Source organism: Spirosoma sp. 209 (assembly GCF_002006735.1).
Taxonomy (GTDB): Bacteria; Bacteroidota; Bacteroidia; order Cytophagales; family Spirosomataceae; genus Spirosoma; species Spirosoma sordidisoli.
On the sequence record NZ_MVEC01000003.1, the window covers coordinates 151951 to 165027 of the forward strand.

A 13077-nucleotide genomic window follows, 5' to 3' on the forward strand; every position below is an offset into this window, starting at 1 on the left:
AATCCACAGCGAACGCCGTAAACTGAAAACCGTTACACTGATCTTAGTTACCACGCATGGCGGTCAGCATGCTGCCATACACGTTGTTGAGCGATGCCAGATTGCCGGTCAGCTTAGCCAGCTCATTCTTAAACTGCTGGGTATCGCGGCTGGCGTCGGCCATATTTTCCATAGCTGACGTCAGGCTGCCGTAGAAAGCGTTCATGGCTTTCAGGTGCTTGTTGGTGTCCTGCAGTTCGAGTTCATAGACTGCGTTCAGGGCGCCCATATTTTTGGTTACCTTCTGGAACTGATCCCGGTAGTCTTTGGCGTCCGTTGTGGCGTCGACCATCGAGTTCATAGCCGAAATGGCCGTACCATAGGACTTGTTCATCTCGCTGATCGAGCTTGAAGCTGATTTTACGTTACGGGCGTAATCGTTCGTAGCTACCGTTGCTTCGGTCAGATCCGACAATTTAGAAACCGTATCGTTCAAGCTACGGAAGCCCGTACCCAGTTTTTCAAACACATCGGGGGTAACTTTTGCCTGCGCCAGCATCTGATCCATATTGGCCGTCAGACCATTCGGCTGAGCTACTGGTTTGCGGGCTTCACCCTTGTAATCATCGGCCAGTTCCGGATATACACGCTCCCAGGCGTAATCTGCACCACCAGCAGCCGCGGGTTGCGTAAAGCTTTGGACAGCATATAGGGCAAAGATGACAACCTCTGTTAACAAACCAAGCGTCAGCATCCAGCCGAACTGCTCATTATGAGTAATCTTGGCCCACGCGCCAAAAATTACGACGGCGGCCCCTGCACTGTAAATAGTTGGTACTAAACGATCCCAAAAGAAATTTGTTTTTGCTGCTGCCATGATAAGCGATTGGTTGGAATAGGTACTTATTTGTGTGGGTAAAAAGAACTGAACATCAATCACCGAACCCCAAGGGCTCTTTTAGACGATTGATGTTCAGGAATGATTCTATTACGCTTTTGTCTTAGCCGACGATTTCTTGCTGCTCTTGGCTTTGCTGCCGCCACCCAGACGACCACTGCGCGACGAGGCCGTGCGACCTTCCAGATTATCCATTACGCAACGGAAACCGATATACGACCGTTTCTGATCTTCATATTCATAATAACGGGTACCGGTTTCAAGATAGTACGCGATATCTTTCCAGGAACCACCCCGAACGACTTTCCGTGGCTCATCGGCATTCTGGTTATCCGGGTTCATGTCCCAGACAATAGCGTTCGAGTTCTCGGCATAGGCATCCCGGCACCATTCCGCTACGTTTCCTGACATATTGTAGAGACCGTAATCATTCGGGCTGTAGGCCGTTGCAGGGGCGGTGTACGGGTAACCATCCGCATCGAAATTACCCCGCTGCGGTTTGAAGTTAGCCAGATAGCAGCCTTTTCCATTTGCTACATATGGGTTACCCCAAGGGTATTTAGCGCCATTTTTACCACCACGAGCGGCCCACTCCCATTCGGCTTCAGACGGCAGACGGAATCCGAACGAGCGGTACCCACCATCTTTACTCCGAAAATCGTCGAGGGTGTTGGTGCGCCATTTGCAGAAATGCTTGGCCGCCAGCCAGCTAACGCCCACTACTGGGTAGGTATCAAAGGCCGGGTGCGCATAATAGTGCTCCAGCATAGGATCCCCGTTATGATAGGTAAAGTCATTTTTCCAGACGGTCGTATCCGGGTAGAACTTAGACATGATCTCTTCCTCACCCAATACCGATACCGAGTCAGCCAACAGGGCGTTTACGTACTGCCGATATTCGTGGTTCGAGATTTCAGCATCATCCATATAGAACGAGCTGATCGTTACCTGACGGTTCATGTTGATCTGGGTAGCGGCAACGTCTTCGTCGGCCTGGCCCATGATGAACGAACCTGACGGAACCAGCACCATACCATAAGGAGTCGGTTGTTTCCAGCCTTTACGTCCGGTGGCTGTAATTTCACCGTTCGTAACGCCAACTTCACCGTTACCCTTACCGCCTTTACCGCCAAATTTCGACTTCACAAACCCGCACCCCTGCATCAGTACTACTACTGCCGCGACCATCACCCCACGGGTTGCATTGATTGTAAACCAGTTAGACTTCATCATTGTAAAACTTTTGACCTTCTTCTTGTGCAAGACCGAACTAAAAACGAAAATCTGTTTGGATATTGTATGTGCCTATAGCTTTCAACTCAATTTATGTATCCAGCGCTCAAAATCGTGAATTTGAGCAAATGAACCCGCAAAACTGACTAGGTTAAACTACGCATTTCTCAAAAATACAGTGCCATTTGCAAACAGCCTAACAACAATGTTGCCAAAATGTTGGTCACCTCAACCCCTATCTGGAATCCGTACAACTTTATATCCGTTTAATACCGGAAGCGCGGAGTACGAATAATTGGTTTTTTGCGGGCATCAGGAGCTGGCAGTGCATACCCCACCATTACCTCATGCGAAGTCAGGCTTTTGGCCTGTGTCCCTCCTGCTATCAGGTCCAGTGCATACCCTACCCGCAGTGCGTTATTTCTCATTAGATTGATTCCGACTGTAGCCATTATGGCATCACCAAGTCGGTAACCTACTCCAGCCCATAACCGGTTATCATAGGTTCCAACCAGGTTGGCGGTTACCGTTGCCGCTTCAACACCCGGCTGCGTATCATACTGTACGAGTATCGACGGCTGAACTTCCAGATCATAGCCTATGCCAAGCCGATAACCTGCTGTTAAATAAGCCACTCGACTGAGCGGGTTGGTAGACCGGTCGGTTCCGAGGGTGTAGGTTGCCTGGTTGATGTGCGACAGGTTGACACCAATCCAGTAATCTGTGGTATTGTAGTATGCGCCGGCGCCAAAATCCGGGCGGGCCTGGTTGATGCGACCCGTAGGAATCAGCGGATCGTTGGGCTCTCCGGGACGTAACTGCCCATAGTCGTATCCTTTGTTGAACAGGCCAGCCTGTAAGCCCAGGGCCAGGGTACCATTTTTCAGCGGAATCCGATACGCGTAAGAAAGTTGTACAGTCTGGTTGGTAATCTGTCCAAGCCGGTCGTTGAAGGCATAAATGCCCAGTCCGCTTCTGTACCGGGCCAGCGGCACGTTAAACGATATCAGTTGTGTACTCTGCGCACCCCCGTCGCCGGTTACGGTTGGCTGATAGCCCAGATACTGCGTCCGGTGGCTTAATTGTAAGCGCGAAACGCCTTCAGAACCTGCAGCCGCCGGGTTGTAATACAGCGGGTTATACATATACATACTGAACTGAGGATCCTGCTGCGCAAACGTAGGGCGAAGGCTTAACAGCAACAGAAGACAAACCAGAACGTAGAGGGTGCGCGTCATACGATAAAAGCAAGAGTATCTGAATGGGGGGCTTAGGATTCCCCGCCAGAAAACAAGCGGTTGCAGTTTACAACTAAACGCCTGTGCAATCAAATTATTGGCACAAAAACAAAGGTTGGATAGCAGAAACAGGTAAGATCCTTTGTTTCTGCCAACCAACCTTTTTGTAACCCTAGGTTCCTATTGATTGTTAGCTTTTTTGATGTACAATTCCAGCGCGCCGGTCATGGATGGCGCGTTGGGTAGCGGAGCCTCTATGTCCAGCACCAGCCCGGCTTCTGTAATGGCGCGGGCCGTTGTTGGTCCAAAGGCGGCCATCCGTGTACCATTCTGCTTATAATCAGGGAAGTTGCTAAACAAAGAGCTAACGCCGGAAGGACTGAAAAAGGCGATAATATCGTACGACTGGATGTCCAGATCTGATAAGTCCGTCGGCACCGTCTCATACATTACGGCTTCCGTAAAATGCAGGCTGCTGGTGTCCATAAACTCCGGAATATCATTCCGGCGTATGTTGGAACACGGAAACAGGAATTTTTCGGTCTTGTGTTTTTTGATCAGGTCAAATAACTCCGTAGCCGTCTTGGTCCCGTTGAAGATCTTCCGCTTCCGGATAACTATATACTTTTGAAGATAATTGGCCGTTTGCTCCGATATACAGAAGTACTTCATATCGGCCGGAATCTCGATCCGGCTTTCCTGACAGATACGAAAGAAGTGGTCGATAGCGTTACGACTAGTAAAGATGATAGCCGTATGAGCCAGAATATTGATCTTCTGACGGCGAAAATCCTTAGCCGATACGCCCTGAATCTCGATGAAAGGTCGAAAATCGATCTGAAGGTTGTACTTGCTGGCCAGGTCGAAGTATGGGGATTTCTCATCGGCTGGCCGGGACTGGGTTACTAGAAGCCGGGTTACTTTCGTTAGCCGGTCCAACATAACCTGATCTGGCGTGGTCCGGTCTCCGGTGGATTGCATGCTGGTATCGTTCATTGAATCACTACTACCTGAGAACGTCTCATCAAAGGGCAAAACGCAGTCCTATGATGAGTGGAATCAATTCAACGATGCAAAGGTACGAAAATAAATAAAGATTCTTGATAGGCTCTACCGTTCGGATCACAATGTAAAGCCACCCCATTCGCGCCAGATAGAAACCCAGCAGCGGTATCAGAAAGGCGTTAGACGACCAGGTTGTTGCCGACGTGTTGTAGGCCACAACAGCCAGGATAAGCGTCATTCCGGTGAAAAACAGGACCGACGACTGCATCGTCTTGAAAAAATGTACGTTGATGGCGTCGTGCAGTTTATAGAGATTCCCCAATACCTCAAGCAGCAGGTATTTTCCTAACAGGGCCACGAAAGCAATCGCGCTTAACGCCAGAAATTCGCCGATCAGCCAGCCGAAGTGCTGCCCTACGGCCAGAAACGTCCTGGACGCAAAGACATCTACATTCCGGCTTTGAACGAACATGATCAGGTAGGCCACTACGAAACTCAGGTTGAGCGTAAACAAGAGGTTCGTACCACTCAGGGGCCGATTGATCAGGAAAGAATCTTCCTGAGAACGGAGCGAGACCAGATCCCTTAGGCTAAAAAAGCGGAGAAAGGCCCGTTGATGCAGCGTGAACAACAGGGCGTGAGTAGCCAGCAGAAAGAGTAAGCCGAGGGCCAGAAAATCACTGTAGACGGGCTGCGGCCTGGGCCGTACGCTTAGGTTATCGTCTCGAAGAACAACTGCCTTCTGCGTTGTTGAGATAGGCTGACCAATATAAAGCTGCCGATCGTCGAGGCCGGGCGCTCCGTATAGGGTCAGAAAAATTTCGGGTTGCCGGTATACGCGATACAGACTGTCGATGCTGAGCACCTGCCACTGGCCAGCTCTCAGCTTACGCTTCAGTGCTGCGTTCACGAATAGATAACCATCCTGTTTCGTAGCGATGAGCAGCGAATAATGTCGGTTACTCTCCAGATCGACGTATACGCTCAGCGCCGTTTGGTCGGCATGTTGCTCAAGGATGTAAGGCACATACGCTTTCGTGCCTTCGTCGTACACCAGGAAGTCGTTCCGTAAATCCCGTACCGGATAATATCGGTTCTGGGGCCCTATGCCGCTGGTGCGCGGCTGAGCGGTAGCCGCCAGACTAAAAAGCATAAAAATGCCGTACCGGAAGCAAAACAGGCGAAGAGATAACAGCTTGCTCAGGCTCATCGCCATCAGGCTGTACTGGTTCGTCCGTTCAGTATCCGCTACGGCATTCTTTCGTTCCTTCACTCGTTCACTTATTATTTGCCAAGCGCTTTCAGCATGGTATCCCCAATGAGGGCGGGCGATTCAACTACGTGGATGCCGCACTCACGCATAATGGCCATCTTAGCCGCGGCCGTATCATCAGCTCCGCCTACGATAGCCCCCGCATGACCCATCCGGCGACCTTTCGGGGCGGTTTGACCGGCAATAAATCCGACAACAGGTTTGCGGTTACCGTCAGCCTTGATCCAGCGGGCGGCTTCAGCTTCCATACCACCCCCAATTTCACCGATCATCACGATAGCTTCCGTTTCCGGATCGTTCATCAGTAATTCGACGGCCTGCTTGGTCGTTGTGCCAATAATTGGGTCTCCGCCAATACCGATGGCGGTGCTCTGGCCAAGACCGGCTTTTGTGAGCTGATCAACAGCTTCGTAGGTCAGCGTACCGGATTTGGAAACGATGCCGATCGTGCCTTTTTTGAATATAAAGCCGGGCATGATTCCTACTTTACACTCCTCGGCGGTCATAACGCCGGGGCAGTTGGGACCGATCAGGCGAACTTCTTTGTCAGACAGGTAATTTTTTACAGCTACCATATCTTCCGTAGGTATACCTTCGGTGATGCAGATAATGACCTTGATACCCGCGTCGGCGGCTTCCATGATGGCATCGGCCGCAAAGGCCGGTGGCACAAAGATTATGGAAACATCGGCACCTGCTTCATCTACAGCTTGTTGAACGGTATTGAACACCGGGCGGTCGAGGTGGGTTTTGCCACCTTTGCCGGGGGTTACGCCCCCAACAACGTTGGTGCCGTATTCAATCATCTGCTGGGCATGGAAACTGCCCTCGGAGCCGGTAAAACCCTGGACGATAACTTTGGAGTCTTTGTTTACTAAAACACTCATGACGGTTGGTTAATCGTTGGCGATGCGGTTGAACGGGCGAAAAAACTGAAAAAGAACAAAAGAGCGGGCAAAGACTGCTGCTCATTTCACTCACTCGGCTGGTTTTCCGCCCCAAAAAAGTTGGGCAAAAGTAGCCGAAACTTCGTAAATTACGTGATGATTTTTTCGCACATTCTTTCCGGCTCTATACTGGCTGGGGCAGGCGTAGGCGTCTTTTGGCATTTCTTCGGCCGTATCTCGCTATTCAATCGGTTGTTGTGGGGCTTTTTCTTACTGACCACCTCGCTGGCTGCGCTGATCGGGGTTATTCACTACGCCGGCAACCAGTCGCTCGAACCGCTTCACCGGTCAATGATCGTTCTGTCAGATAGTCTGGGCGTGGTTTGTGTCGTTACGGCCGTATACGCGTTGCTTAATCAGCGGACGTTATCGCTGCTCACGTTTGTGGCCACTGTGCTGTTCGGTCTGTTTCTCTTCATCAGTCTGCTGCTGCCCGATGTGCGGGTGTTTACGCCCGTTGTTCCGTCGCTGGGCATCCTGGTGCTCATGTTGCTGGCCGTTTTTTCTTTACTGCAGCGCAACAAACGCGGCCTTTGGGTCGTGCTGGCTGCCATGCTGATGGGACTGGCTACCAAAGCCGATGCCTTCAACGCATTTATTCATCCTACCGATTTCTATCACTACGCCAACGCCGTTTCCCTCTGGTTCTTCGGGAAAGCCGCACAGCCTCGCGGTTTTTAACCAATTCCTTCATCCGCGAGTTACCAATCCACAAAACTCAACGACTGTGGATTTATTGCAATTAGCCCACGACCCGGCTCAGACCGCCCGTGCGGCCCGACTAATTTATATAGACGATACGGCACCCGGTATCACCCGCCACCGTACCGGCGACCACTTCACTTACCGCGACGCGGCTGGTCATGATGTTTCGGACGAGTCTACCCTGGCCCGCATCCGGCAGATGGCGCTTCCGCCCGCCTGGGAACGCGTCTGGATCAGTGCGAAGCCCAATGGACACTTACAGGCTACGGGCATCGATACCAAGAACCGAAAGCAGTATCGGTATCATGCCAACTGGAACGCCATCCGGAGCGAGACGAAATTTTTTCGGATGGTTGCATTCGGCGAAGCGCTGCCGCTGCTGCGGGCCCGTCTTGACAAAGATTTGAAGCAAAGAGACCTCAACCGCGACAAAGTGATAGCCATTGCGCTCAGCGTGATGGAGCAAACCCTCATTCGGGTAGGCAATGCTGCCTACGAAAAAGAGTACGGCTCATACGGGCTGACCACGCTTAAAGACCGGCATGTAAAAACCACTGGTAGCGATGTTCGATTCAGCTTCAAAGGCAAAAAGGGGATTTATCACGACATCACCCTACACGACCGCCGACTGTCGCGGCTGGTGAAGGCTTGCCGGGACATACCGGGCAAGGAGCTGTTTCAGTACTTCGACCCGGATGGGCAGCGCCATTCCATCGACTCCGGTATGGTAAACGATTACCTGAAAGAAACCATGGGCGATGACTTTTCGGCCAAAGATTTCAGAACCTGGGCTGGCACCGTCAACGCCCTCCGTTTACTGGTCGAACTGGAGCCGTGCGAAACGGAGAAAGAGCTGAAAAAGAATGTAAACACAGTACTGGATGAGGTTTCGCAGCAACTGGGAAACACCCGTACCGTATGCCGCAAGCACTACGTACATCCGCAGATTCTGGAAGCGTACGAATGTCAGGATCTGAATCCATACATCAAACAGAAAGCCCGGTTCCGGCAAACGAGCCCGCATGGTCTCGATGGGGTCGAAAAACTGTTGCTGCGATTCCTGAAAGACCAGGTGAAAGACGTAGTAAAAAATTCGACCATCAAAAAGAATCTGGCCTGACTCATTCTTCACCCTCCAACTCCGGATACATGTTATTCGGAGTTAGAGGACTGCTTCGACCCATATTTTCTGCCCGCAGGTTGGACATAATGGCTCCAGGGCTGGTGCATTGAACTGTTGTACGTGCCCACAGTTACAACAGGCATACTCGCCCGGCTGGCCGATGTCTTTCGATTGCTGATCAAAGATTTTGGGGAGTATGGGCAGTCCTTTCCGCACGTCGCCGGGTTCAAATTGGAACAGGCTTAGCTGACCGCTGTGCTCCCGGATGGCCACCCGAACCTGCCCCAGTTGTTCAATGCCTTCTACCCGCAGCTCTGAAAAAAGCTCATCGAGGCTCAGATCCTCCTGGTCGAAGTTCTGGGTAAGAATGCAGCCATCTTCAATGACATAAACGGCCTTTCCTTCCAGGGTTTCGCGTACCCGCCTGTTACGGTCGCTGATGTAGGTTGCCAGTTTGTAGCAGCTCATCACTACCACAAATACCACCACAGCCGACGCTAACGGTACATCATGGTAGAACATGGGGTCGCCGGCTGCCGAGCCAAGCCCAATCAGTAAAACCAGCTCATAGATTGATAACTGACGGACTTCGCGCTTCCCCGAAACAGCCAGTGCTGTTAGGATAACGACGAACATGAATACTGTCCGAAAGGCAACCTCTCCCAGATACGTTCCCGGAAACTGATCCAGTACGATACGCTCCCAATCGAATGGCTCAACGGGCTCCTGCATGATAGTGTAGTGAAGTGAAATCAGATGAAACCTGCCCGACAGATGTATGCCTGGATAAATGAAAATCGGCTTTTAGTCTCTGTTTTCAGGAGCGTTGTCTTTTCTGACTTTCACGCCACGTTTCAGGGCCCATTCTTCCGCTTTGGCCGTGGCAATGGCAATCGCTTTCGATTCATCATTACCATCGGCCAGCAGCGCGTTGGCAATATCAATGGCTTTGTTCCGGACCGGCGCCATGAAAAACTTCAGCGAGTCCGGGTACTCTTTTTTCGTATACGGCATAACGTTCAGCAGTTAGCAATCAGCTATGAGCAATAACCTCATCTGATGATAACTGTTTGGCGGCCGCTACATAGCCAGTTCCTGCGTGATGGTGCTACTGAGCCGGAGGAGCTCAATCTCCGCTGCTTTCGCGTTGAATTCTGCCTCTATCAGACGGGTCTGGGCATTGATGGCGTTGCGCTGCACATCGCGGAACTCCACAAAAGTAGAATTACCGATCCGGTACCGATCGTACGCGATATCGACGTTCTGATTAGCGAGCTGGTTATTCTGCACTTCCAGATTCAGCAGCCGGATGCTATTCTGATAGGTCTGGTACGTTTGGGCCAGGGCTGACTGCAGCTGCAGCCGCTGGTCAGCTTCCTGAGTCTGGGCAATAATGGTGTTCACCCGTGCATTCTGAATCTGCCGCTTCAGGTTATATCCGTTGAAAATGGGAATGGTAGCCTGCACGTTGTAGGTAATAGCGCTGGTTCGGCCGGTTCGCACACCGAAGCCCCCCTGGTTGTCGATAAACTGATAGTTATAACCGGTTTGAGCGGTGATCAACGGCAGCTGCTGGGCGTTGGCCAGTCGAACGTTTACGTCGGCCAGCGTACGGTTCAGTACAGCCGCAGCCAGGAGCGGGTTGTTGGTAGTCAGCGATTGTTGCAATGGCGCCAGCTGCAGGTCACTACGGGCCACGATTGTATCCCGAACCGAAAACTCGGTCAGCGGATCGCGCACCAGCAGGGTGTTCAGTACAATTTTAGCATTCCGCAAGGCCTGCTCCTGCGATATGAGCGCGGCACTATCCGTGTTGTAATCGACCTGCGCACTCAGAAAGTCGACTTTGGAGCGAGTACCGACTTCGTAGTTGGCCCGTGCCAGCTCCAGTCGTTCGCGCGAGATATCCAGCGCCTGGGCAAACGCGATCAGCCGCTGTAACTGCCTGACCACATCGTAATAACCGGTGGCAATGCTGGCAATAGTCGCTTCCACGTTGGCCCGTGTATTTACCGTACTGATCTGGACCAGCTGCTGGAGCTGGGTGTAGGTTGCTGAGCGGGCGTAGCCATTAAAGACCACGTAGTTCAGGTTCACGCCCAGGTTTGAGGTTCGGTTAAAAATACCGGTAGCTCTGAGGGGAGGTCTGATACCATCCAGAAATGTTTGGCGGAGGCTCTGCAATCCACCGTTCGAGGTGGCGTTGCCGGTCAGCGTGGGCAGATAACCAGCGTTCCCTTTCGTATAATTGTTGCGGGCAATTTCTTCCTGCGACCGATTGATCTGTAGTTGATAATTCTGTCTGACAGCCTGCTCGACGGCTTGCGGAAGCGTCAGAAGGTCACCAGGTTGCGGGATGGTTGCCACGGTTGGCGTTCGTAGCTGAGCGCGTTTAATGGCATTAGGGGCTTGTTGAGCATTGGCCAGAATAGGTACGCAAACAAAAAATATCCAACTGCTGAGCTTCATCGACTTGGTTTTAACAACGACACGAACGGTCAAAATTACGAGAATATGCGATTAGCCGTCGCACTCATTAACTTTCTATAAATTGCAAACTTTCCCAACCATCAAGGTATGATTCGTATACTTCTACTTCTATTGGCTTTTACGGCCACTCTTTCGGCCTGTTCTACCCGAAAAAAAGCCGACTTACTCGTTACTAATGCCCGAATATACACCGCTGATTCCGCTTTTTCGACCGCCGATGCCTTCGTGGTCAAAGACGGCAAATTTCTGGCGGTGGGGCCGGCCAGCAGCCTGACCGATCAGTATGATGCCGACAGCACAGCCGATCTGGGCGGGGCGCCTGTATATCCGGGTTTTTATGATCCACACGCCCACTTTCTGGGACTGGGCCAGATGCTCGACCAGGCTGATCTGGTTGGCGCCGAATCCTATGATGAAGTTATTGACCGGCTGAAGACGTTTCAGCAAAAACACCCCGACGCTACCTGGATCATTGGCCGGGGCTGGGACCAGAACGACTGGGCTGACAAAGCGTTTCCAACCAAAGAAAAGCTGGATGCGGCTTTCCCCAATATACCCGTTGCCCTGACCCGGGTTGATGGGCACGCGCTGCTGGTCAACTCGAAGGCGCTGCGGTTAGGCCAGATCACGGCCGGTACGCGGATGGCGGGCGGAGAAGTGGTACTGAAAAACGGAGAACCCATCGGCGTTCTGGTCGATAACGCCATGCAGATCATCCGCCGACTGGTGCCCCGCCCCGACGTAGCCGACAAAGCCCGGATGTTACAGGCCGCCGAAAAGGTGTGTGTGTCGTTGGGACTGACTACCGTTTCGGACGCGGGTATCAGCCCCGACGAGATTAACCTGATCGACAGCCTTCACAAAGCTGGCAAATTGAAAATACGCGACTACGCCATGGTCAGCCTGGGCGAGCCTAACCTGAACTATTTCCTGAAACGCGGGCCTTTCCAGACCGACCGGCTCACCGTCCGTTCGTTTAAACTGTATGCCGACGGCGCTCTGGGGTCGCGGGGGGCCTGTCTCCGCAAGCCGTATGCCGATCGACCCGAAACGGGCGGTTTTCTGTTGCTCAGCCCCGCCGAGCTGGAGCGCGTTACCAGACTGCTGTATGCATCGAACTTTCAGGCGAATACCCACTGCATTGGCGACTCGGCCAATCACCTCATGCTCGACCTGTATGGCAAACTCCTGAAAACAACCAACAACCGGCGGTGGCGTATCGAGCATGCGCAGGTCGTTTCACCAGACGATTTCTGGAAATTTGGTCGGTACTCCATCATTCCGTCGGTACAGCCTACCCATGCGACCTCCGATATGTACTGGGCTCAGGATCGGCTCGGCCCGGTCCGGGTAAAAGGCGCCTATGCGTTCAAGGATCTGATGAAGCAGAACCAGATGATCACCTTCGGTAGTGATTTTCCGGTCGAGGCTGTCAACCCCCTCTTTGGCTTCCATTCGGCCGTAGCGCGGCAGGACGCCAAAAACTTCCCAAAAGCCGGTTACCAGATGGAAAATGCCGTTGATCGCCGGTCGGCTTTACTGGCTATGACGCGCTGGGCAGCCTACGCTAATTTTGAAGACCAGCTGCGCGGCAGCATCGCTCCTGGCAAACAAGCCGATTTTGTTGTGCTTGACCGCGATATCATGACGGCACCAAATACCCAGCTACGCGACACCAAAGTACGGCAAACCTGGATTGGCGGAGAGCGGGTTTATTGACTCAGGCGACTGACAAAATCTGGTAAGCCATCTTGTTAAACACCACCGTTTCGCTGACCTGATGCCCGGCCAATAGCGCTGCCACAGGTGAGGCCGGAGAAACGGCGAAGTAGTCAACATGCTCAAGCGTAAGCTTACCGGCGCTGACACTGATAAAAAAGCGCCCCCGGTTTGTCTCAACCAGACTACCCGGCTGAACTGTATCGTACTTTTTGTCGATGTTCAGCCGGGTCAGCTCGCCTTCCAGCTTGAGGGCTTCGGCCAGTAGCTGGGCATGCCGGTCGCGTTCGAGCTGGGCCATAGCCCGGCCGGTTTCGTACTTGTCGCCCGCACTACTTTTGGATTCACTGTTAGCCGACTCCTGAGCCGCTTCCATCGCCAGGCGAGCGGTATCGATGCGTTGCTGTACGTACTGCTGACAGCGGCTGAATAATTCTTTCTTGATCGTGAGTGGATCATCCATCGGC

At 52.4% G+C, this 13077-nt stretch carries 13 protein-coding genes; 3 read left to right on the plus strand and 10 right to left on the minus strand.

What is annotated here, in order from left to right; all coding sequences use genetic code 11:
• Positions 1-43: 43 nt before the first annotated feature.
• The 6 genes from gldL to sucD form a co-directional block, all read right to left on the minus strand.
• Complete coding sequence (gene gldL / locus B1C80_RS06330; RefSeq protein WP_077920227.1) at positions 44-856, minus strand: gliding motility protein GldL; 813 nt, start codon at positions 854-856, stop codon at positions 44-46.
• 111 nt (positions 857-967) lie between these two features.
• Positions 968-2065, minus strand: coding sequence for an SUMF1/EgtB/PvdO family nonheme iron enzyme (locus B1C80_RS06335; RefSeq protein ID WP_236648655.1), 1098 nt, complete (start codon positions 2063-2065; stop codon positions 968-970).
• Between the two features lie 311 nt (positions 2066-2376).
• Positions 2377-3348, minus strand: coding sequence for a type IX secretion system membrane protein PorP/SprF (locus tag B1C80_RS06340; RefSeq protein WP_077920228.1), 972 nt, complete (start codon positions 3346-3348; stop codon positions 2377-2379).
• Between the two features lie 180 nt (positions 3349-3528).
• The gene (locus tag B1C80_RS06345; RefSeq protein WP_077920229.1) at positions 3529-4344 is read right to left on the minus strand and encodes a uroporphyrinogen-III synthase; all 816 of its coding nucleotides are present in this window, start codon (positions 4342-4344) and stop codon (positions 3529-3531) included.
• A 28-nt stretch (positions 4345-4372) separates the two neighbouring features.
• The gene (locus tag B1C80_RS06350; protein WP_317126231.1) at positions 4373-5626 is read right to left on the minus strand and encodes a DUF4271 domain-containing protein; all 1254 of its coding nucleotides are present in this window, start codon (positions 5624-5626) and stop codon (positions 4373-4375) included.
• An 11-nt stretch (positions 5627-5637) separates the two neighbouring features.
• On the minus strand, positions 5638-6513 hold the full coding sequence (gene sucD / locus B1C80_RS06355) for a succinate--CoA ligase subunit alpha (protein WP_077920231.1): 876 nt from the start codon (positions 6511-6513) through the stop codon (positions 5638-5640).
• 156 nt (positions 6514-6669) lie between these two features.
• Here sucD and B1C80_RS06360 point away from each other — a divergent pair, with 156 nt between their 5' ends.
• Positions 6670-7254: a hypothetical protein gene (locus B1C80_RS06360; protein ID WP_077920507.1), complete on the plus strand. Its 585-nt coding sequence runs from the start codon at positions 6670-6672 to the stop codon at positions 7252-7254.
• 46 nt (positions 7255-7300) lie between these two features.
• Entirely contained in the window at positions 7301-8398 is a 1098-nt protein-coding gene (locus B1C80_RS06365; RefSeq protein ID WP_077920232.1) for a DNA topoisomerase IB, read from the plus strand.
• A 42-nt stretch (positions 8399-8440) separates the two neighbouring features.
• On the opposite strand, the gene B1C80_RS06370 is transcribed toward B1C80_RS06365, so the two are convergent.
• From B1C80_RS06370 to B1C80_RS06380, 3 genes are all read right to left on the minus strand, one after another.
• Positions 8441-9133: a YetF domain-containing protein gene (locus B1C80_RS06370; protein WP_077920233.1), complete on the minus strand. Its 693-nt coding sequence runs from the start codon at positions 9131-9133 to the stop codon at positions 8441-8443.
• A gap of 72 nt (positions 9134-9205) precedes the next feature.
• The gene (locus tag B1C80_RS06375) at positions 9206-9415 is read right to left on the minus strand and encodes a hypothetical protein (RefSeq protein WP_077920234.1); all 210 of its coding nucleotides are present in this window, start codon (positions 9413-9415) and stop codon (positions 9206-9208) included.
• Positions 9416-9481: 66 nt separating this feature from the next.
• Complete coding sequence (locus tag B1C80_RS06380; RefSeq protein WP_077920235.1) at positions 9482-10870, minus strand: TolC family protein; 1389 nt, start codon at positions 10868-10870, stop codon at positions 9482-9484.
• A 108-nt stretch (positions 10871-10978) separates the two neighbouring features.
• Here B1C80_RS06380 and B1C80_RS06385 point away from each other — a divergent pair, with 108 nt between their 5' ends.
• Positions 10979-12610 carry an amidohydrolase gene (locus B1C80_RS06385; protein WP_077920236.1) on the plus strand — a complete coding sequence of 544 codons (1632 nt, stop codon included), beginning with the start codon at positions 10979-10981 and terminating at the stop codon, positions 12608-12610.
• A gap of 1 nt (position 12611) precedes the next feature.
• Here B1C80_RS06385 and B1C80_RS06390 read toward each other — a convergent pair whose 3' ends face one another.
• On the minus strand, positions 12612-13073 hold the full coding sequence (locus B1C80_RS06390; protein WP_077920237.1) for a 3-oxoacyl-ACP synthase: 462 nt from the start codon (positions 13071-13073) through the stop codon (positions 12612-12614).
• Between the last annotated feature and the right edge of the window lie 4 nt (positions 13074-13077).